This window comes from Myxococcales bacterium (assembly GCA_016717005.1).
Taxonomy (GTDB): domain Bacteria; phylum Myxococcota_A; class Polyangia; order Haliangiales; family Haliangiaceae; genus UBA2376.
Genome location: JADJUF010000037.1, coordinates 1,184,544 through 1,206,162, shown reverse-complemented (window position 1 = coordinate 1,206,162; position 21,619 = coordinate 1,184,544). Strand labels below are relative to the sequence as shown.

Here is a 21,619-nt window from a genome sequence, read left to right as displayed (position 1 = left end):
CGACGCGGCCGGTGATCGCCCAGGGGGGATCGATCCCGGCCACGCCGCCGCTGCCCACGCCGACCGAGGCGTGGAGCTACGACTACCCGGCCTACTTCGGGGCCGGTGACCTGCGCGCGAGCGTGTTCGGACGCGACCTCGTGGTGCTGACCAAGGAGTTCGACGGGCGGGTGGTCATCGGGCTCGACGCCGCCACCGGCGCGGTGCGGTTCGAGGTCGACGGCGCGACCGCGGTGCGCGCCGGCGACGGACCGCTGTACGTGGTCGGCGTCGACGCCGCCGTCGGGTTCACCGTCACCGAGCGCGCGCCGGGCGACGGCGCCGTCGTCCGCACGATCGCGCTGGCGCCGTCGCTGCCGGCGTTCCGGTCGACCCGGTTCGCGCTGGCCGGCACCACGCTCCTGGCGATCACCGACGGCGCGGTCGCCGCCTACGACCTGACGACCGGCGCGCTGCGCTGGCGCACCCCGCTCGTCAGCGCCAGCTACCTGTTCGCGCCGGTGGTCCTGGCCGACCGCGTGATCGTCGTCAACCAGACCACCACGGCCTTGCGCCTCGCCGACGGCGCGACCCTGTGGACCTTCGCCGGCGCGTGCTGTAGCGCGGTCGCCAGCCCCGACGGCGCCCACGTCTATGTCCGCCGCGACGACGACGTCGACGTCGAGCTCGACGGCCGCGGCCAGGTGGTGCGCGCGCTCGCCGGCCACGCCGCCGCAGCCACCGACGCCTGGGTCGCGGTGCTCGGGCCGCGCGGGCTCGACGTCGTGCCGCACGATCGCGCCGCGCCGATCTGGCACGCGCCCGCCGCCGCCGACGACGGCCTCGGCGCGATCGGCACCGCCGGCCCGTGGCTCACCTACTTCGACGGCCGCGACGACACGCTGTGGCTGCAAGATGTCGTCGGCGACCAGCGGGTCGCGCTGCGCCAGGCCCACGAGCGCCTGGTGATCAGCCCCGACGCCAGCGGCACCGCGCCCGCGTACATCGGCGCGCCGGCGGTCTGGGCCGCGCCGCGCGCGTACGTGCTCGACTGGGCGCTGCACGCCTACGAGGTCGGCGATGGCCGGTGACGCGCCCGACGACCTGGCCCTGATCGGCGACGACGCGCCCGACGACGCGGCCGCCGCGGTCGCCAACCCGCGCTCGATCCTCGACGCCGCCGCCCGCGCCGCGCTGGTCGAGCTGCTCGCCGACGACGTCGCGTTCGACGAGCCGATGCGGCGCCACACCACCGCGAAGATCGGCGGCCCGGCCGACGCGTTCGCCCGGCCGTCGACCCACGCCCGCCTCGACGCGCTCCTGCGCTGGTGCGCGGCCGAGGCCGTGCCGGTCACCGTCGTCGGCGGCGGCTCGAACCTGCTCGTGCGCGACGCCGGCGTCCGCGGCGTCGTGCTCACGACCAGCCGCCTGCGCGGCCTGGCGCTGACGTCGCCGACGACGATCGAGGTCGAGGCCGGGACGCCGACCTCGAAGCTGCTCGCGCTCGCGCTCAAGCACGACCTCGGCGGCCTCGAGTTCCTCGGCGGCGTGCCGGGCTCGGTCGGCGGCGGCCTGATCATGAACGCCGGCACCTACCTGGGCGAGTTCACCAGCGTCGTCACCTGGGTCGAGAGCGTGCGCCTGGCCGACGCCACCGTCGTGCGCCGCGACCACGCCGCGTGCGGCTTCCGCTACCGGGCCAGCGACCTGCCGCCGACCGAGCTGGTCGTGCGCGCCGGCCTGACCCTGCGCCCGCGCCCGCGGGCCGAGGCCGACGCCGAGATCCGCGAGCTGCGCGCCCGCCGCCACGCCCGCGAGCCCAAGAAGGTGTCGTCGAACGGCTCGACCTTCAAGAACCCGCCCGGCCAGTTCGCCGGCCAGCTGATCGAGCGCGCTGGCTGCAAGGGCTGGCAGGTCGGCGACGCGGTGTGCTCGCCGGTCCACGGCAACTGGCTGGTGTCGACCGGCCACGCCACCTGCGCCGACATGCTCGCGCTGATCGAGCGCGTCCGCGCCCGCGTGCGCGAGGTCCACGGCGTCACCCTCGAGCTCGAGGTCAAGGTCATCGGAGAGGTCACATGATCGAAGCGTTCCGCGACAAGCGTATCGGCGTCGTCCTCGGCGGGCTCTCGGCCGAGCGCGACGTGTCCCTCAAGACCGGCGCCGGCGTCCACGCCGCGCTCCTCGAGGCCGGCTACCAGGCCGTCGCCATCGACTGGCAGGCCGGCACGTCCCTGGCGGCGCTCCTCGTCGAGCACCGGGTCGACGTCGTCTGGAACGCGCTGCACGGCACGTTCGGCGAGGACGGCGCGGTCCAGGGCCTGTGCGCGTGCCTCGGCGTCCCGTGCACCGGCTCGGGCATCCTCGCCAGCGCCCTGGCGATGGACAAGGTCGCGTCCAAGCGCATCTTCGAGAGCCACGGCATCCCGACGCCGCGCTGGCGCTTGCTGCCGGGCAAGGACGAGGGCCCCGCCGACGGCGGCGACGGCCCCGCGGCGCTCGCGGACTTCGGCTACCCGCTGGTGGTCAAGCCCGCCGACGAGGGCAGCTCGGTCGGCGTGTCGGTCGTCGACGACGCGTCGCAGTGCGCGGCGGCCGTGGCGCTGGCGCGGCACCACCACGGCCCGGTGCTGGTCGAGGAGTACATCGCCGGCACCGAGGTGTTCGTCGGCATCCTCGACGGCGCGGTGCTCGGCTCGGTCGAGGTGCGCCCGGCCACGCGGTTCTACGACTACGAGGCCAAGTACCTGCGCACCGACACGCAGTACCTGGTGCCGCCCGAGATCGACGCCGACGTGCTGGCCCGGTGCGAGGCCCACGCGCTGGCCGCGTACAAGGCGCTGGGCTGCAGCGGCCACGCGCGCCCCGACGTGCGCATCGACGGCGCTGGCGCCGCGTTCGTGCTCGAGGTCAACACGCTGCCGGGCATGACCGCGACCAGCCTGTTGCCCAAGATCGCGAAGCGCGCCGGGATGTCGTACGCGCAGCTGTGCGAGCGCATCCTCGCCGGCGCGCGCTGACCCGCGGACCGCCCGCGCGGGGTACGCTCCGTGGATGTCGCAGGGGGATCCGCGCGATCCGCGCCGAGGGCCACCACCACCGTTCGGTCAGCCCGCGCGGCCGATCGTGCCCGGGTCGGGCATCCCGCCGGGACCGCCGCCCGCAGGCCCCGCGCCGGTGCAGCCGCCCACGCCCGCGCCGCAGCCACCGACGGCCGCGCCGCAGCAACCAGGGGCGTATCCGCAGCAGCCGCAGCACGGCGCGTATCCGCAGCAACCGCAGCACGGCGCGCAACCGCAGCACGGCGCGCAACCGCAGCACGGCGCCTACCCGCCGCCGCAGCAGCGCGGCGCGCAACCGCAGCACGGCGCGCAACCGCAGCACGGCGCGCAACCGCAGCACGGCGCGTACCCACAGCAGCCGCAGCACGGCGCGTACCCACAGCAACCGCAGCACGGCGCGTACCCACCGCAACCGCAGCACGGCGCGTACCCACCGCAACCGCAGCACGGCGCGTATCCGCAGCAGCCGCAGCACGGCGCGTACCCGCAGCAACCGCAGCACGGCGCGTACCCGCACCAGCCGTACCCGCAGCACGGCGCGTCCCCGCCGCAACCGTACGGCTATCCGCCCGCGGCGCCGCGGCCGCCGAAGCCGCCCGGCCACGGCTTCTTCGCGTTCCTGCGCCTGTCGCTGCTGCGCGCGGTCCGGCTGCGCATCGAGCCCGACGAGGTGCTGCCCGCCGAGCGGGCCGCGCTCGAGCGCGCCGGCGTCACCGAGCCGTCGTTCCAGGCGTTCCTGGCGTGGCGCCGCTCGATCCTGTTCGCGGTCGCGACGCTGCTGGTCCCGCTGATCGCCCTCAAGGCCTACGAGATCTACGGCGAGGACTCGGCCCTGCCCGACTCGATCGCCAGCACGTTCCGCACGCTCCAGACCATCCCGCTGCTGGCCGAGATCATGTTCTGCGGCCTGGCCTGGTGGCAGCTGTCGGCGTGGACCCACTGGCGCCGGCAGCGCCGGCGCCTGGCGTGGGGGTGGCTGGTGTTCTTCCTCGCGCCGTTCGTCGTCTACCTGTACCCGCTGCGCAGCCTCACCGGCGAGCTGCTCGAGGGCGCGTCGCCGGAGCAGACCCGCGCGCTGTCGCTCCTGCTCGGGATCGGCTTCTCGCTCCAGGCGATGATGACCCTCGCGCCCAAGGCGGTGTCGCTGATCCCCGGCATGGTGCGCGCCGCCACCGTCACCAAGCTCTTGTTCCCGGGCTCGGCCGCGCCCGGCTGGCTGATCGTCCTCGGCGCGCCGATCTACGCGCTGTTCATCTACGTCGTGCTGATCGTGCCGTACCAGCTCACCGGCTCGGGCTACTTCGCGGTCGCGATCGTCGGCATCATCGGCGCCGAGTTCTTGCTCGGCCGCGGCGGCTACCTGCTGGCGCGGCCGCTGACCCGCGACGAGGCCATCGCCGGCGTCCGCAAGGCCCGGCTGATGTACCTGGCGGCGCTGGTGGTGGCCGCGCTGTTCATGCTGCTGGCCCTCGGCGAGCTGGTCGAGCAGCTCGAGTGGAAGCTCATCACCGTCGTCAACCTGGCGGGCACGTTCCTCACCAACGTCTGGATCCTGACGCTCATCACCACCGACCTGCTGATCGCCGGCCTCGATCGCGCCCGGGGCCTGTCGGCCGGGACCTCGCAGCTCGCCGACGACTTCAACCGCCAGCTGGGGGTGTTCATCGGCCAGCGCACCGTCGCCATGGCCGCGGTGGCGCCGCCGCCGGACGTCGAGCCCCCACCCTGACCTGCGATGCCGTATAGTCCCGGCGTGCTCGAGGCAACGATCGAGGTCCGCTGTACCGCCGCGCGCGCCTGGCAGCTCCTCGCCGACATCGCCGCGACGCCCGCGTGGGTGCCGGGCATCGCCGACGCCCGGGTGATCGAGGGCGACAGCGTCCGCCCCGCGGTCGTGCAGTTCACGTCGATGCCGTCGACCGGCAGCCTCGACTACCGGCTGCGCTACACCTACGACGACGACACCCGCACGCTCGGGTGGTCGCCGGCCGTCGTCGACGACGCCCGCGGCCTCGAGGGCGTGGCGCGGATCGAGGCGATCGCCGACGATCGCTGCCTCTTGCACTACCAGCTCCGCACCTGGGCCGGCCGCACCGTGCCGCGCTGGGCCCAGGCCGCGCTCGCCGACGACACCGCGCAGCGCACCGTCGCGGCGTTCCGCCGCTGGGCCGAGACCCGCTGATCGCGCTGCGCGCCCGTCGCGGCGCGCGGCCGTCGGCGTCGCGCCCGTCGGTGCGCCCGTCGTCGCCGCCGTCGGTGCGCGGGCGGCCTGCCGCGGCGCGGCGCGAGCGCGCCAGGCTGACGCAGCGGCGGCGGCCCGCGGGAGCGCTTGTGCTGGCCCGTCGATCTGACGACACTCGCCGGCGATGGCGCGCACCCCTACCGCGTACTGGGACTACATCCGGGTCGAGGAGCTCCTGTCGCTGCAGGCCGGGCTCGAGCCCGACGCCGACAAGCTCGCGAACGACGAGGTGATGTTCATCACCATCCACCAGATCGACGAGCTGTGGATGCGCCTGATCCTGCGCGAGCTCGTGGCCGCGCGCGACCTGTTCGTCCAGGTGCCCGTGCCCGAGCAGGCGCTGGCGTCGGCGGTGCGCGGCATCGACCGCATGTCGCAGATCCTCGGGCTCATCGCCGGCCACTTCGCGCTGATGGAGACGATGACGACGCGCGACTACCTGGCGTTCCGGGACAAGCTCAACCCAGCCAGCGGCTTCCAGTCGGCCCAGCTGCGGCAGATCGAGATCCTGGCGGGCCTGCCCGAGGCGATGCGCATCCCGCTCGGCCAGGAGAAGAGCTACATGGCGATGCTGAAGAACCCCGACGGCAGCGCCACCTCGGCGTCGCGCCGGGTCGACGCGGCCCTCGCCGACACGCCGACCCTGGTCGACGCGATCTCCGACTGGCTGCACCGCACACCCATCCAGGGCTCGATGCCGGGCCACGCCGACGACGACGCCCGGGTGCGCGCCTTCATCGAGCGCTACTGCGCGGCCCACGCCGGCAGCGCCCGGGCCGCGCTGGCCCTGGCCAAGGAGGCGACGCGCAACCCGGCCGACGCCGATCGCCTCGACGAGCGCTTCCAGCGCGAGATCGACGGCGCCCGCGACTTCTTGCTGGCCGCCGACGTGGCCGAGCCCGATCGGGCCCGGGCCTCGCGGGTGCGGGCCGCGCTGATCTTCATCGAGAGCTACCGCGAGCTGCCGCTCCTGGCCTGGCCGCGCGCCGTCATCGACAGCCTGGTGGCGTTCGAGCAGGCGTTCGTGATCTTCCGCCAGCGCCACGCCCGCATGGTCGAGCGCATCATCGGCCGCCGCACCGGCACCGGCGGCTCGGCCGGCGTCGAGTACCTCGACCAGACCGCGCTGCGCTATCGCATCTTCCGCGACGTGTGGGCGGTGCGGACGCTGCTCGTCCAGGAGTCGGTGCTGCCGCCGCTCGAGCACCCCGAGGCCTACGGCTTCGCCGCCAAGATCTGAACCAGGCTGGGTCTGCCAGACCCGACCGCGCCTCCTTGGAGTCTCCCATGCGCATCCTCTGTCTCGGCGGCGGCCCCGCCGGCCTGTTCTTCGCGATCCTGATGAAGCAGGCGGATCCGCGCCACGACGTCACGGTGTTCGAGCGCAACCGCGCCGACGACACCTTCGGGTGGGGCGTCGTCTTCTCCGACCAGACGATGGCCGGGTTCCGGGCCCACGCGCCCGAGGTCGTCGACGAGATCGAGCGCTCGTTCCGGCACTGGGACGACATCGACACCTACTTCCGCGGCGAGAAGATCACCTCGGGCGGCCACGGCTTCGCCGGCATCGCCCGGATGAAGCTCTTGCAGATCCTCCAGCGCCGGGCCGCGGCGCTGGGCGTGCAGGTCGAGTACGAGCGCGAGTTCAGCGATCCCGACGTCTACGCCCGGAGCTACGATCTGGTGATCGGCGCCGACGGGGTCCACTCGGTCACGCGCAAGAAGCACGAGGCCCACTTCAACCCGCGCGTCCAGGTCGGCGACTGCCGGTTCATCTGGCTCGGCACCAAGAAGAAGCTCGACGCGTTCACGTTCGCGTTCCGCGAGACCCCGCACGGCTGGTTCAACCTGCACGCGTACCGGTTCGACGACGAGATGTCGACGTTCATCGTCGAGACGCCCGAGCACGTCTGGCGCGCCGCCGGCGTGCCGACGATGACCGCCGAGGAGTCGATCGGGATGTGCGAGGAGCTGTTCGCCGACCTGCTCGACGGCCACCGGCTGGTGTCGAACGCGCGCCACCTGCGCGGCGCCGCGGTGTGGCTGCGCTTCAACCGGGTGCTGTGCGAGCGCTGGTACAAGGACAACATCGTGCTCCTGGGCGACGCCGCCCACACCGCGCACTTCTCGATCGGGTCGGGCACCAAGCTGGCGATGGAGGACGCGATCGCGCTCGCGGCGGTGCTGCAGTCGACCGACGGCGACGTGCCGACCCAGCTGGCGCGGTACCAGGCCGAGCGCGAGGTCGAGGCGCTCAAGCTCCAGAGCGCCGCGCGCAACCGGATGACCTGGTTCGAGCACGTCGATCGCTACGTCGACCTGCCGCCGCAGCAGTTCGTGTTCTCGCTGCTGACCGGCAGCCAGCGGGTCGGCCACGCCAACCAGCGCCTGCGCGACCCGGCCTACGTCGAGCAGGTCGATCGCTGGCTGACCCGCGCCAGCGGCCTGGGCGATCGGGTCGTGCCGCCGATGTTCACGCCGCTGCGCCTGCGCGGCCTCACCATCGACAACCGGGTCGCGGTGTCGCCGATGTGCATGTACTCGGCCCAGCGCGGCACGCCCGACGACTTCCACCTGGTCCACTACGGCAGCCGCGCGACCGGCGGCGCCGGGCTGCTGTTCACCGAGATGACCTGCGTCGCCGCCGACGCGCGCATCACGCCGGGCTGCGCCGGGCTGTGGACCGAGGCCCACGAGGCCGCGTGGACCCGCATCGTCGGCTACGTCCACCGCGCCGGCGCGACCAAGATCGCGCTGCAGCTCGGCCACGCCGGGCGCAAGGGCTCGACCCAGCTGGCGTGGGAGGGCGTCGATCAGCCGCTGGCCAGCGGCGGCTGGCCGCTGGTGGCGCCGTCGCCGCTGCCGTACCTGACCGGCGTGTCGGCGGTGCCGCGCACGATGACCCGGGCCGACCTGGACGCGGTCCTGGCCGCCCACGTCGCCGCGACCAAGCGCGCCGCGCGGTGCGGGTTCGATCTGCTCGAGCTGCACTGCGCCCACGGCTACCTGCTGTCGTCGTTCCTGTCGCCGCTGACCAACCGGCGCGCCGACGACTACGGCGGCGATCTCGAGCGCCGGTGCCGGTTCCCGCTCGAGGTGTTCGCGGCGATGCGCGCGGTCTGGCCGGCCGACCGACCGATGTCGGTGCGGCTGAGCGCGCACGACTGGGCGCCCGGCGGCAACACCGGCGACGACGCGGTCGAGATCGCGCGGCGGTTCCAGGCCGCCGGCGTCGACATCGTCCACGTCTCGTCGGGCCAGGTGGTCAAGGACGAGCGCCCGGTCTACGGCCGGATGTTCCAGGTGCCGTTCGCCGATCAGATCCGCAACACGCTCAAGCTCCCGACGATCGCGGTCGGCAACATCTTCGAGGCCGACCACGTCAACACGATCATCGCCGCCGGCCGCGCCGACCTGTGCGCGCTGGCGCGGCCGCACCTGGCCGACCCGTACTGGACGCTGCACGCCGCGGCCGCGCAGGGCTTCGCCGACGTCACCTGGCCGGTGCAGTACGCCGCCGGGCGGCAGCAGCTCGAGCGCAACCTGGCGCGGGCGACCCAGCTGGCGCTCGACGCCTGACCGCCTCGGGCGGCTCCGGATGGCGACCGCAACCCCGCCCGCACCCGAACCCCGTGCGCGCCGCGACCCAGGTTTGATAGGCTCAGCCCGGTGAGGCGACCCACGCGGCAGCCGCCATCGCGCGATCCCATCCACCGCGTGCTGGTCAGCGACGAGCTGTTCGTCGTCTACCAGCCCGTCGTCGATCTGCGCACCCGCCGCACGTTCGCGTACGAGGCGCTGGCCCGCACCACCGCGCCCGAGTTCAAGGGCCCGCTCGACCTGTTCGCCGCCGCCGCCAAGCACGGCGTCACCGGCGAGCTCGGCCGCAAGCTGCGCACGCTCGCGGTCGACGGCTGCCCCGACGTGCCGCTGTTCCTCAACCTCAACCCGGCCGAGCTCAACGAGGGCTGGGTGGTCCAGCCCGACGATCCGATCTTCCAGCACTCCGAGGACGTCTACCTGGAGATCACCGAGGGCGTGCCGCTGTCGCACTTCGCGCTGTGCAAGAACATGCTGGCGGAGGTCCGCGGCCGCGGCGTGCACCTGGTCGTCGACGACCTCGGCGCCGGCTACTCGAACCTGAAGTACATCGCCGACCTCAACCCGCGCGTGGTCAAGCTCGATCGCGACCTGGTCGCCGGCCTGGTGATCGGCAGTCGGCTGTTCAAGCTGGTCACCGGCATCGTCCAGCTCTGCAACGACCTCGGCGCCAAGGTCGTGGCCGAGGGCATCGAGGAGGTCGCCGAGCTCGAGGCGGTGATCGCCGCGGGCGCCCGGTACGGCCAGGGCTACCTGCTGGCGCGGCCGGCGACGCCGATGCCGGCGGTCGTCTGGCCCGCCGAGGTCGAGCCGCGCCGGCGCCCGACCGTGCGCGGCCTCACCCCGATCAGGTGACGGCCCGATCCTGTTACACTGGGCCGGTTGTCGCCACCTGACCCAGACGTGACCCGAGCGCCGACCTCGGCCGACGCGCTGTCCGAGCTGGCCCGGGTCTGGCGCCGGTACGAGGGCGATCCCGACGGCGCGATCCGCGCGATCACCGAGACCGGCTGCACCGCGATCGACGTGGCGCGCTGCAGCGTCTGGCTCCTGTCCGAGGACCGCCGCTCGCTGCGGTGCGCCGACCTGTACGAGCGCGCCCTTGGCCGGCACACGAACGGCATCGTCCTCGAGGCCACCACGTTCCCGGCCTACTTCGCGGCGCTCGAGAGCGAGGAGCCGATCGCGGCGTTCGACGCCCACACCGATCCCCGCACCGCCGAGTTCTCGCCGGGCTACCTGACGCCGCTCGAGATCGGCGCGCTGCTCGACGCGCCGCTGCGCACCGGCGGCGCGCTGGTCGGCGTCGTGTGCAACGAGCACATCGGCGGTCGGCGCGACTGGACCACGTCCGAGCAGCGCGACGCCGCGTTCCTCGCGAGCCTGGCGTCGCTCGCGCTCGAGCTGGCCCAGCGGGCCCGACGCGAGGCGCTGCTGGCGGCGACGCTCGAGTCGACCGGCGAGGGCATCGTGGCCGTCGACGGCGCCAAGGTCGTCGCGTTCAACCGACGCTTCCTCGAGATGTGGGAGCTGGACACGCCGCCGCGCGACGTCGCGGCGATGAAGGCGCACCTGGCCGCGCGCACCGAGCAGCTCGCCGGCCTGCTCGCCGACGCCACCGACATCCTGGCCGAGGCCGCCGACGACACCGTCGACGTGATCCAGCTCCGCGACGGCCGCATCTACGAGCGCACCGGCCGGCCCCAGCGCCTGCGCGGCGACATCGTCGGCCGGGTCTGGAGCTTCCGCGACGTGACGCTGCAGCGGCGGGCCGAGGCCGCGCTGCGCGCCAGCGAGGCCCACCTGCGCGATCTGGCGATCCGCGACGGCCTGACCGGCATCTACAACCGGCGGTTCGCGCTCGAGCAGCTGACCGCGGCGCTGACCGCGGCCGCGTCGATCGGCGAGCCGGTGGCGGTCGCGCTCCTCGACGTCGACTTCTTCAAGCAGGTCAACGATCAGCACGGCCACCTGATCGGCGACGCGGTCCTGCGCGACTTCGCCGCGGTGCTGTCCGAGCGCCTGCGCGGCAGCGACCTGGTCGGCCGCTACGGCGGCGAGGAGTTCGTCGTGGTCATGCGCCGGGCCACCGCCGCGCAGGCGGCCGGCGTGCTCGACGCGCTGCGGGCGCGCCTGAGCGATCGGCCCGGCACCGAGGCGGTGCCGCGCTACACCTTCTCCGGCGGCGTCGCGCAGTTCCCCGACGACGGCGGCGACGCGATGACGCTCCTGGCCTGCGCCGACGAGCGCCTGTACGCCGCCAAGCACGCCGGCCGGAACCGGCTGATGACGGCGCTGCCGCCCGAGCCGAGCCCGGGCTGACGCCCGCGGGCTGACCGCCGTGCGCTCCCCCCCGCGCCCCCCCGCCCCCCCCCCCCCCCCCCCCCCCACCCCCCCCCCCCCCCCCCCCCCGCCCCCCCCCCCCCCCCCCCCCCCCCCCCCCCCCCCCCCCCCCCCCCCCCCCCCCCCCCCCCCCCCCCCCCCCCCCCCCCCCCCCCCCCCCGCCGCTCCCCGTCGGCGCCGCGCCCCGCCCGCCCGACGTCGCGCCTTCGCGACCGCGCTACTTCGCGATCGCGACGGTGTGGATCATGTTGTCGTTGAACAGCGGCACCAGCAGCCAGCCGCGCTTGCTGTCCCAGCCGATGTCGGCCGGCGCCTTGAGGCCCTCGGCCACCGCGGTCCAGGGGCCGCCCGGCTTGCCGCGGAAGACCGCGCTGCCCTCCCACGACGACACCAGCAGGTCGCCGCCGTCGAGCGCGACCAGGCCGTCGAGGCTGCCCTTGGGCAGCTTCTCGCCCGGCTGCTTCGCGCCGCTGGGATCGATCGCGTACAGCTCGCCGGTGCCGTTGGTGACGACCCAGATCGTGCCGTCGGCCGTGACGTGGACGCCGTTGGGCCCGCCCAGGGCCTTGTCCTTGATCACGGTCGTGACCTTGCCGTCGGCGCCGATCCGGTAGATCGCGTCGTTGCCGGTCGGCGTGAAGGTCTTGTCGACCCCGGTGTCCGAGACGACGACGCCGCCGTCGGCGGTCGCGGCGACGTCGTTGAGGAAGTCGGCGCCGTCGATCTTGATCTCGGCCAGCGGCTTGCCCGTGGCCAGGTCGAACGTGCGCACCGCCGAGACGTCGGCCACCCACAGCTTGCCGCCGCTGATCGCCATGCCCTTGGGCGCGCTCAGCGTGACGTCGGCGGCCGCGCCGTCGATCCACTTGGCCGCGACGACCTTGCCGTCGGGCGAGAGCACGGTGATGAAGCCGTTGTCGTCGACGTCGGCCGGCCCGCCGTTGATGTTGGCCACCAGGTAGCGGTCGTTGGCCGCGTCGTACAGGACCGACTCGGGCGTGGCCAGCCCCTCCATGAAGTGCGGCAGCCCGGCGGCCGCCATGCCCGCGCCAGTGCCCGAACCGGTGCCCGCGGCCGTGCCCGCGGCCGTGCCCGCGCCGGTGCCCGCGGCCGTGCCCGAGCCGGTGCCCGCGGCCGTGCCGGTGCCAGAACCGGAACCCGCGGCGGGCTCGGTCGACTTCTTCTTGCAGGCCGCCGAGGCGGCGACGAGCGTGGCGATCAACAGGACGGAGGTTCCGAGGGTGCGCGTCATGGCGCGCACTCTAGCCCGGATCAGCCGGGCAGCTTGGGCAGCTTGGGCCCGGGCCCAGGCCCAGGCCCAGGTGACCGCGGGGGCGCGCCAGCCGCGAGCGCCGGCGGACGCGCGCCGCCGCGCCCCGCGCCGAGGAACCCGAACGCGCCGCCGATCGTGCCGCCGATCAGGTGCGCGGCCTGCGAGACCTGGTCGTCCTTGAACGCGCCGACGACCTCGCGGCCCATGAACAGCACCGCGACCGCGATGAAGGTGAGCGGGATCTCGCCGGCCTTGATGTTGGCCACCGACGCCAGCACCACCATCATGAACGCGATGCCGCTGGCGCCGACCAGGTACTGGTTGGTGAACGCGACGTTGATGAGCCCGGTGATGAGCGCGGTGATGAGGATCATACCCAGGAGCGACGCCGAGCCGTGCCGCTCCTCGAGGATCGGCCCGATGATCAGGATGATCGAGAAGTTCGCGAGCAGGTGATCCCAGCCGGCGTGGCCGAGGATGTGCGAGAACAGGCCCAGGTAGCTGCGCCAGTCGTAGAACTCGGGCCAGGCCGCGAAGTAGCGCTGGATGCTCTCGGGCAGGAGTTGCACGACCGCCGCCGCGAGGGCGAACGTCAGGACCACCGGGGCGTTGTACCTCACGCGCAGCTTGGCCATGCGTTCAACCTAGCACGCGCGCGTGGCCCGGGCCGCGCGTGCTAAGACCGACGCCCGTCGATGTTGTTCGCGGCTAGCCAGACCGACTTCGCTGGCGCGCACCTGCGCTCGGCGCTGTTCCTCGACCGCGCGCTGCGCATGCACGTGATGGCGAAGCACCGGCTGCGGTTCGACTCACGGTTCGTGCCGCCGAGTCCGGTCGCGCGCGCGGTCGCCACGATCTACGTGGTCGCGGCCGGATCGATGGCGACCGGCGCGACCACGACGTCGGCGCCGGGGCTGTGGGTGCTCGGCGAGACCGAGCTCGAGCGCCCGACCCGCGGCGCGCGCTGGTTCCGCTCCGGCGGCGATCCGTCGATGACCGTCGAGATGCGGATCGCGGCGCGGCTGGTGCGCGGCCCGATCGGCCTGGCGGCCGGCGCGCGGCCGCTGTCGGCGCGGACCTGGGCCAGCGTGGCGACGCTGTTCGCGCTCACCGGCACGCCCGCGGCCGGGGTCGCGCCGCTAGCGCCGGTGCAGGCGTTCCTCGACGACCTCGTCCGCGACGGCGTGCTCACCGCGACGCCGGCGCTGACCCACGCCGAGCCGCCGGGGCTGGCCCGGCTGTGGCAGGCGGTGACGCCGGCCTACGACGCCTACGCCACCGCGATCACGATCGACCAGGTGGCCGCGACCAGCGGCCGGTCGAGCCGCCAGGTCCGACGCGAGCTCAAGGCGCTGGCCCAGGAGTTCGATCTGTTCGGCGGCAACTTCCGCCACATCACGCGGCTCCTGCGCCTGCGCGCCGCGCTGCTGCTGCTGAGCGCGCCCGACGCGTCGGTGGCCGAGGTCGCCGACCGGGTCGGCTACGGCAGCCCGGTGGCGATGGCGCGCGCGTTCCGCGACGTCGACCTGCCGACGCCGAGCGAGCTGCGCGCGCGGGTGCGCTACGACGCGGGGTGAGCGGCTAGCTGGAGCTGCCGAGGTCGCCGAACCGCGCGCGCTGCGCGCCGCTGGCCGGCCCCGCGGCCTGCACGCGACCGGCCACTGTCGCCGCCGAGCGCGCCGAAGGTGTCGCCAGCGGCGCGCCGCTCGTGCCGGCCCCGCGGCCTGCCCGCGACGGACAGCTGGAGCTGCCGAGCGCGCCGAACCTCGCCAGCGGCGCGCTGCTGGTGCCGGCCCCGCGGCCTGCACGCGACGGACAGCTGGAGCTGCCGAGGTCGCCGAACCTCGCCAGCGGCGCGCCGCTCGTGCCGGCCCCGCGGCCTGCACGCTACGGGCAGCTGTAGCTGCCGAGGTCGCCGAAGGTATCGCCGGCGGCGCGCCGCTCGTGCCGGCCCCGCGGCCTGCACGCTACGGGCAGCTGTAGCTGCCGAGCGCGCCGAACCTCGCCAGCGGCGCGCCGCTCGTGCCGGCCCCGCGGCCTGCACGCTACGGGCAGCTGTAGCTGCCGAGGTCGCCGAAGGTGTCGCCGGCGAAGCCGTCCCACTCGACCGCGGGGTCGAACGGATCGCTGCCGATCAGATCGCCGGAGGTGACCGTGCACTTGCGGCGGAGCGTGTGATCGACGGTCGAGGTCAGGCCTGTTCCCCAGGCGGTGCCGGGGTCGAACGCGAGCTGGCCGAACACGTCGACCGACACGCCGCTGCAGAACAGCTCGATCGCGTCGTCGCCGTTCCAGTTGATCGTGCTGCCGGTCGCGGTGACGTCGCACAGCGCCAACACCGGCGCCGACGCCGACGGGTTGCACAGCACCAGCACGTCGTGCGACGCGATCGTCTGGGACAAGGTCAGGGTCGAGGTCGGGGCCATCGCGCCGTTCGAGTACAGCCGCAGCGAACAGCCCACGAGGCTCGCCGGCGTCGGCAGCGGGTTCATGATCTCGATGGCCTTGTTGCTGCCGGTGACGCCCTCGACGTACTCGGAGAAGAACAACGTCTCCGTGCGGCAGGTGCCCGAGCAGCCGTCGAGCCCGACGTTGTTGGTGTCGTCGCACTGCTCGCCCGGGTCGAGCTCGCCGTCGCCGCACACCGGCGCGTCGACGACCGTGACCGTGACCAGGGCCGGGGCCGAGCTGGCCGCGCCGTCGCTGGCGGTGACCGTGAACGTGGCCAGGCCGGTGAAGCCCGCGGTCGGCGTGAACGTCACGGTCGCGGTCAGCGGGCCGGTCGACGTGACCGCGCCGACGGCGCCCGAGCTGGGCGCGCCGACCGCGAACGTGACGCTCGGCGAGTCGATGTCGGTCGCGGTCAGCGGCACGACCACGGGGCTGTTCTCGTCGGTCGAGATCATCACCGCGGCCGCGACCGGCGCGTCGTTGACCGGCAGCACGGTGATCACGGCGTGGCCGAGGTCGAGCCCGCCGGCGCCGTCGCCGACGTGGTAGTCGAACGAGGCGGTGCCGGCGAAGTCGGGCGCCGGCACCACCAGCACGCGGTTGGCGACCTTGGTCGCGGTGCAGTTCAGCGGGTTGAGGACGTCGACCAAGACCAGCGGGCCGGGCCCGTCGATGTCGCCGTCGTTGGCGAGGACGAAGACGTCCGTGCCGGGATCGTCCTCGGCGATCGCGACCGCGTCGTCGACCGCGACCGGCGCGTCGTTGACCGGCAGGACCGTGACGGTGACCAGGCCGACGTCGGACAACCCGCCGTCGGACACCGTGTACTCGAACGACGCGACGCCGTTGAAGTTGGTCGCCGGCGTGAACGTGACCGCGCCGCCGGTGACGTCGACGGCGCCGTTGAGCGCGTTGCCGACCGCGACCACGGTCAGCGATGGCCCGTCGACGTCGGCGTCGTTGGCCGTGAGCGTCGCGCCGGGGATCATGAGCGGCGTGTCCTCGTCGGTCGTCGCGACGTCGTCGCCGGCCACCGGCGCGTCGGGCACCGGCGTCACCGTGATCGCGACGTGGCCGACGTCGGTGCGCCCGCCGTCGGACACGGTGTAGTCGAACCCAGCGGTGCCGGTGAGGTTGGGGGCCGGTGTGAAGGTGACCGTGCCGGCGACCAGCGCGACCGTGCCGCCGCTCGGGTTGGCCACCGCGATCACCGTGAGCGCGTCGCCGTCGACGTCGACGTCGTTGGCCGCCAGCGTGGCGGCGGCCACGACCAGCGGGGTGTCCTCCTCGGTCGTCGCGGCGTCGTCGACCGCGACCGGCGCGTCCTGCACCGGCGTGATCGTGATCGCGACGGTGCCGACGTCGGTGGCGGCGCCATCGGACACGGTGTAGTCGAACGCGGCTGCGCCGACGTAGTCGGGCTCGGGCGTGAACGTGATCGTCGCGCCGACCAGCGCCACCGTGCCGTGGACCGCGTCGGCGACCGCGGTGACCGCGAGCGTCTGCCCCTCGGGGTCGGTGTCGTTGGCCGTCAGCGTCGCCGCGGTGATCATCGCCGGGGTGTCCTCGGCCGTGGTCGCGACGTCGTCGGTCGCGACCGGCGGATCGTTGACGTCGCCGACGGTCACCGTCACCGGCGCCTCGACCGCCTCGACGCCGTCGCTGACCGTGTAGCTGAAGCTCGCGGCGCCCACGAACCCCGACGTCGGGATGAACCGGAGCTGGTCGCCCTCGATCGCCACCGTGCCGTTGGCGCCGGCGCTGACCTGGGTCACGGTGAGCGCGTCGCCGTCGACGTCGGTGTCGTTGGCCGTCAGCGCAGCGAGGGGCGCGACCAGCGGCGTGTTCTCGAGCGCCGCGAGGCCGTCGGCCATCGCCACCGGTGGATCGTTGACCGCGATCACCTCGATCGCGATGATCGCGGTGGCCTGGGCCTCGCCGTCGAGCACGGTCACGGTGACCGCGTCGGCGCCGTTGTAGTCGGGCGCGGGCGTGTACGTGAACATCGGGCCCACGCCGGTGACCGTGCCGTGGCTGACGCCGGTGTAGCGAAACTCGAGCGCGTCGCCGTCGAGGTCGCTGGCCGTCATGGTCGCCTGCAGGCTCACGTCCTCCGGCGTCGACTGCGGGCTCCCCGAGATCGTCGGCGGGCGGTTCGGTCCATCGGACGGCCCACAGCCGACGGTCAGAGCCAGACCGATCAGCGTCATCCACCGGGCGCGGACCTGCATCCGGCCATCGTACTCCGGCCCCAGCCCCGGCGCGCGGCCGGACCGCCCGCGCGGCGTGTGTGATCGATCACCACTGGGATGCTGTCGGCGTCGGAGGTCGCCGTCGGAGGTCGCCGTCGGAGGTCGCCGGCGTCGGCGTCGGCGTCGGCGTCGGAGGTCGGCGTCCGCGTCCGCGTCCGCGCGTCGGGCGTCGTCGGCGTCGGACCAAGTGCGAGTGGCGCTGGGGGTGGAGCGGGCTCCCCTCGGGCCGCGGTTCGGGGGACCCGGCTCGATGCGAGCGGGCTGCCGCACCACGCCCCGCCTTGGTCACACCACCGAGCCGTGGAAATTACGCGGCCTTCGGGGACCCACCCACCCCTGCGCTCGGCGCGCCTGGCGGCGGACCTTGACCTATGACGTGGCGGCACGCGCGATTCTCACCGAGAAGCGATCCAAGGCTACGGCGCGAGCGCGCGGGACCGAAATGGGGGACCGAAATGGGGGACAGGCTCCTGGGTCCCAGGTGTCTGGGATCGCTATTGATTTTGCCCGTACCGCGGCGGATTTGGGGACAGGCTCCGGGGTCCCAGGTGTCCGAGACCGTTATGGAATTTGCCCGCACCGCGGCCGATTTGGGGACAGGCTCCGGGGTCCCAGGTGACCGGGATCGTTATTGTTTTTGCCCGTACCGCGGCCGATTTGGGGACAGGCTCCGGGGTCCTAGGTAACCGGGATCGTTATTGTTTTTGCCCGTACCGCGGCCGATTTGGGGACAGGCTCCTGGGTCCCAGGTGTCCGGGATCGCTATTGATTTTGCCCGTACCGGGGCCGATTTGGGGACAGGCTCCGGGGTCCTAGGTGTCCGGGATCGTTATTGTTTTTGCCCGTACCGCGGCCGATTGGGGGACAGGCTCCGGGGTCCCATGTCTCCGGGATCGTTATTGATTTTGCCCGTACCGCGGCCGATTTGGGGACAGGCTCCGGGGTCCCAGGTGTCCGGGATCGTTATTGTTTTTGCCCGTACCGCGGCAGATTTGGGGACAGGCTCCGGGGTCCCAGGTGTCCGGGATCGTTATTGTTTTTGCCCGTACCGCGGCAGATTTCGGGGACAGGCTCCGGGGTCCCAGGTGTCCGGGATCGTTATTGTTTTTGCCCGTACCGCGGCAGATTTGGGGACAGACTCCGGGGTCCCAGGACAGGCTCCGGGGTCTCTGCCTCGAAAATAGGCACTAGTGCAATTGCAGTTGCAATCATGCAACTACAGATTCAGTCGATGCAGCCACATGCCTGACCGTTTCTATTGATTGCGCATGATTACGTGATTCTCGACCTGGCACCGAGGTTGCTCAGAGGACGGTCACCATGATGCGCCGCCTGCTGACCACGCTCACCGCTGTTCTCCTCGCCACCGCCACCGCCGCCTGCGTCGACGCGCCTGTCGACACCTCCGAGGTCTCCGAGGCCGCGTCCTGGGGTGACACGTCGATCCGTCCGTCGTTCGAGCTCTGGAAGAGCAGCGACAGCCAGTTCCGGTTCCACATGCTCGACAGCCGCGGCGAGATCCTCGTGACCTCGCAGGGCTACAGCGCGCGCACTGCGGCGCTCACCGGCCTGCTCTCGGTGCTCGCCAATGGCGGCGACAAGAGCCACTACGACGTGCGCCCCAACGCGGGCGGCGGCGCGTACTTCAACCTGAAGGCCGGCAACGGCGCGATCATCGCGACCAGCCAGAGCCACGCGACGATGGCCGCGGCCCAGGCCGACGCCGACGCCACGCTGGCCGCCGTCGGCGCCTACCGCGCCGCCTGGTCGACCGCGACCGGCCGCCGCTTCGCGCTGCACCTCGACGCCGGCGGCAAGTACTACTGGAACCTCCACGCCGGCAACGGCGAGATCGTCCTCCGCTCGCAGCGCTACGACAGCGAGGCGGCCGCGCTCAACGGCGCGTTCTCGGTGGTCGACAACGGCCTCACCGCCGCGCGCTACGAGGTGCTGCCGTCGAGCAACAACGGCTACTACCTGAACCTGACCGCGACCAACGGCCAGATCATCGGCACCAGCGAGGTCTACGCCTCGAAGAGCAACGCCGAGCGCGCGCGCGACTCGATCATCGCGCTGCTGCCGACCATCGAGCTGCTCTGATGTCGATCGTCGTCCGCGTCCACGGTCCGACGAAGTGCGCCGCCGCGCTCGCCGAGCAGCCGGTCCATCGGAACTGGGTCGACTCCAGCCGCCGCCGCAGCGGCGCGAACGTGCCCGCGATGCTCGGCAAGCAGATCGACCAGGTCGCGTCGCTCGAGGGTCGCGAGCCACCGACCGAGCGTCGCCGCTGAGAGCTTGTAAGTCTTGTCGAGGCTCGGTGGTCGCCGGCCTTCGGTGCACCAGCGATTCCGATCGCTTGGCTCACCGCGGCAGAGTCCTCCGCCGAAAACCTCTGAGGTCACGCGTCGTCGGTGTGCACGGTCCGACGCAGCGCGATGCCGCGCTTGCGCAAGAGCCGGTACATCGTGACCGGGTCGACGCCGGCGGCGGCCGCCGCCGCGCGCACGTTGCCGCGGTGCTCGGCCAGCAGATCGATCAAGTAGCGCCGCTCGAGGGGCGCGAGCCACTGCTCGCGGAGCGTCGCTAGCGTGGGGCGGGCGGCGGGGCGCGAGGGGCGCCTCGCCGCGGACGGGCCGGCCTGGAACGGGCGCGGCAGATCGTCGGGCACGAGCTCGGGGCCGGTGGCGAGGATGACGGCGTGCTCGATCGCGTTGCGCAGCTCGCGCACGTTGCCCGGATAGTCGTACGCGGCCAGGCGCGCCATCGTCGTCGACGTCAGGCGCGGCGCCGGCTTGCCGTGCCGGACCGCGGCCTGCTCGATGAACACCGACGCCATCACCTCGAGCTGCTCCTTGTAGCGGCGCAGCGGCGGCAGCGACAAGGTCATCACGCCGAGCCGGTAGTACAGGTCGTCGCGGAAGCGCCCGTCGGCGACCATCGCCTCGAGGTCGCGGTTGGTCGCGCACACCAGCCGCACGTCGACGCGCGCCGGCGCGGTGTTCGAGCCCAGCGGCTGGACCTCGCCCTGCTCGACCGCGCGCAGCACCTTGGCCTGCAGCGCCACCGGCAGCTCGCCGACCTCGTCGAGGAACAGCGTGCCGCGGTCGGCCTTCTGGAACTCGCCGAGCTTGTCGGCGCTGGCGCCGGTGAACGCGCCCTTGACGTGCCCGAACAGGATGCTCTCGAGCAGCGTCTCGGGGATCGCCGCGCAGTTGACGGTCACGTACGGTCGATCGGCGCGCCCGCTGGCGCCGTGGATCGCGCGCGCCACGAGATCCTTGCCGGTGCCGCTCTCGCCGCGCACCAGGATCGGCGCGCGGGTCGGCGACGCCAGCTCGATCCGGCGCTCGACCTCGCGCCACTCGGGGCTGAGCCCGCCGATCAGGAACGGCCGCCCGGTCTCCTCGCGGCTCTGCCGATCCGCTTGCGCGCGCCGCACGAACCGCGCCGCCGCGGTCGCCAGCTCGGTCAGGGCCGCCAGCGCCGCCTTGTCGAGCGTGCCCGTCCGGGTCGCCACGGTGATCACGCCGATCGGCTTGCCCTGCCAGCGCACCGGCGCCGCCGCGATCGCGCGCACGTCGAGCAAGTACCGCGTGTAGTGCTCATCGCTCGCGCTGTCGCGACACAGGTACGGCGCGTCCTGCTCGAACGCCCACCCCGCGATCCCGGGCCGCCCGTCACCCCGGATCACCGTGTCCGGCAGCGTCACCACCAGGCCCTCGACCACGTGGTGCGACAGCACCAAGCCCCGCACCTTCTTGTCCCACAGGAACAGCGCGCCGATCCCCGCCCCCGTCGCCCCCAGCGCCCGCTCCACCACCTCGCGCTCGATCGCCTCCGGCCGCGCCTCCGCCAGCACGCGCTCCAGATCCGCAACGCTCACGCCCTCAGCCTACCATGGGGACAGGCTCCTATATCCTAGGTAGCTGTAATCGCGTTGGATTTTGACCCTACCGCGGCCCAGAAAGGGACAGGCTCTACTGTCTCAAACTCCCAAGATCATTCTAGAATTTGACCGTACCGCGGCTGAATATCGTTCATCCGCAGGCCCACCGAACCCGATCTCACCGGCCCTCAAGGGTCGTCACAGCGGTCCAACATTGAGTAATCAAACATGAAGTCTGCATGCCTTGAACGCCCGGGACGTTTGCAGCGTGAACAATGTTCAGCCGCGGTACGGTCAAAATCAACAACGATTCTAAAGGTTTGAGACAGTAGAGCCTGTCCCCTTTTCGGCCGCGGTAGGCCAGAATTCCCCTGCGATTCCAGATACGTCGGACATAGGAGCCTGTCCCCACCCGCTGTTGCGATCGGCAACGTCGGGTGGCGTGGCGCACGTTGCAAGTGGCTGGATTTGCGATGGCGGTTCGCTCGTGGCTGAGCACGGCGTATGCTTGAGGCTTCATCATGACGTCCT

Annotated in this window: 16 protein-coding genes; 12 read left to right on the top strand and 4 right to left on the bottom strand. The window is 72.8% G+C overall.

What is annotated here, in order from left to right:
- Nucleotides 1-11: 11 nt before the first annotated feature.
- The 9 genes from IPL61_28885 (at nt 12) to IPL61_28845 (ending at nt 11,205) form a co-directional block, all read left to right on the top strand.
- Entirely contained in the window at nt 12-1,070 is a 1,059-nt protein-coding gene (locus IPL61_28885) for a PQQ-binding-like beta-propeller repeat protein (protein MBK9035225.1), read from the top strand.
- The gene (murB, locus tag IPL61_28880; GenBank protein ID MBK9035224.1) at nt 1,060-2,061 is read left to right on the top strand and encodes a UDP-N-acetylmuramate dehydrogenase; all 1,002 of its coding nucleotides are present in this window, start codon (nt 1,060-1,062) and stop codon (nt 2,059-2,061) included. The genes IPL61_28885 and murB overlap by 11 nt, the downstream gene beginning before the upstream one ends.
- The gene (locus IPL61_28875; protein MBK9035223.1) at nt 2,058-2,999 is read left to right on the top strand and encodes a D-alanine--D-alanine ligase; all 942 of its coding nucleotides are present in this window, start codon (nt 2,058-2,060) and stop codon (nt 2,997-2,999) included. Before murB ends, IPL61_28875 begins: the two co-directional genes overlap by 4 nt.
- Nucleotides 3,000-3,033: 34 nt before the next feature.
- On the top strand, nt 3,034-4,770 hold the full coding sequence (locus IPL61_28870; GenBank protein ID MBK9035222.1) for a hypothetical protein: 1,737 nt from the start codon (nt 3,034-3,036) through the stop codon (nt 4,768-4,770).
- A 24-nt stretch (nt 4,771-4,794) separates the two neighbouring features.
- Nucleotides 4,795-5,223, top strand: a complete 429-nt coding sequence (locus IPL61_28865; GenBank protein ID MBK9035221.1) for an SRPBCC family protein — start codon at nt 4,795-4,797, stop codon at nt 5,221-5,223.
- 184 nt (nt 5,224-5,407) lie between these two features.
- Nucleotides 5,408-6,523: a tryptophan 2,3-dioxygenase gene (locus tag IPL61_28860; protein MBK9035220.1), complete on the top strand. Its 1,116-nt coding sequence runs from the start codon at nt 5,408-5,410 to the stop codon at nt 6,521-6,523.
- A gap of 47 nt (nt 6,524-6,570) precedes the next feature.
- Nucleotides 6,571-8,862 carry a bifunctional salicylyl-CoA 5-hydroxylase/oxidoreductase gene (locus IPL61_28855; GenBank protein ID MBK9035219.1) on the top strand — a complete coding sequence of 764 codons (2,292 nt, stop codon included), beginning with the start codon at nt 6,571-6,573 and terminating at the stop codon, nt 8,860-8,862.
- 90 nt (nt 8,863-8,952) lie between these two features.
- Nucleotides 8,953-9,738: an EAL domain-containing protein gene (locus IPL61_28850; protein MBK9035218.1), complete on the top strand. Its 786-nt coding sequence runs from the start codon at nt 8,953-8,955 to the stop codon at nt 9,736-9,738.
- Between the two features lie 27 nt (nt 9,739-9,765).
- Entirely contained in the window at nt 9,766-11,205 is a 1,440-nt protein-coding gene (locus IPL61_28845; protein MBK9035217.1) for a diguanylate cyclase, read from the top strand.
- A 238-nt stretch (nt 11,206-11,443) separates the two neighbouring features.
- On the opposite strand, the gene IPL61_28840 is transcribed toward IPL61_28845, so the two are convergent.
- Together IPL61_28840 and IPL61_28835 are read right to left on the bottom strand one after the other, a co-directional pair.
- Nucleotides 11,444-12,478 (bottom strand): SMP-30/gluconolactonase/LRE family protein, encoded by a 1,035-nt coding sequence (locus IPL61_28840; protein MBK9035216.1) that lies wholly within the window; start codon nt 12,476-12,478, stop codon nt 11,444-11,446.
- A gap of 20 nt (nt 12,479-12,498) precedes the next feature.
- A complete protein-coding gene (locus IPL61_28835; protein ID MBK9035215.1) occupies nt 12,499-13,125 on the bottom strand; it encodes a rhomboid family intramembrane serine protease in 627 nt (208 codons plus the stop codon).
- Between the two features lie 69 nt (nt 13,126-13,194).
- Here IPL61_28835 and IPL61_28830 point away from each other — a divergent pair, with 69 nt between their 5' ends.
- A complete protein-coding gene (locus tag IPL61_28830) occupies nt 13,195-14,076 on the top strand; it encodes a helix-turn-helix transcriptional regulator (GenBank protein ID MBK9035214.1) in 882 nt (293 codons plus the stop codon).
- Between the two features lie 468 nt (nt 14,077-14,544).
- On the opposite strand, the gene IPL61_28825 is transcribed toward IPL61_28830, so the two are convergent.
- On the bottom strand, nt 14,545-17,181 hold the full coding sequence (locus IPL61_28825) for a tandem-95 repeat protein (GenBank protein ID MBK9035213.1): 2,637 nt from the start codon (nt 17,179-17,181) through the stop codon (nt 14,545-14,547).
- Nucleotides 17,182-18,522: 1,341 nt separating this feature from the next.
- Between IPL61_28825 and IPL61_28820 the strand changes: the two genes are divergently transcribed.
- Together IPL61_28820 and IPL61_28815 are read left to right on the top strand one after the other, a co-directional pair.
- Nucleotides 18,523-19,302, top strand: coding sequence for a YegP family protein (locus tag IPL61_28820; GenBank protein MBK9035212.1), 780 nt, complete (start codon nt 18,523-18,525; stop codon nt 19,300-19,302).
- Nucleotides 19,302-19,493 (top strand): hypothetical protein, encoded by a 192-nt coding sequence (locus IPL61_28815; protein ID MBK9035211.1) that lies wholly within the window; start codon nt 19,302-19,304, stop codon nt 19,491-19,493. Before IPL61_28820 ends, IPL61_28815 begins: the two co-directional genes overlap by 1 nt.
- Before the next feature lie 107 nt (nt 19,494-19,600).
- Here IPL61_28815 and IPL61_28810 read toward each other — a convergent pair whose 3' ends face one another.
- Nucleotides 19,601-21,085: a sigma-54-dependent Fis family transcriptional regulator gene (locus tag IPL61_28810; protein ID MBK9035210.1), complete on the bottom strand. Its 1,485-nt coding sequence runs from the start codon at nt 21,083-21,085 to the stop codon at nt 19,601-19,603.
- Nucleotides 21,086-21,619 lie beyond the last annotated feature (534 nt).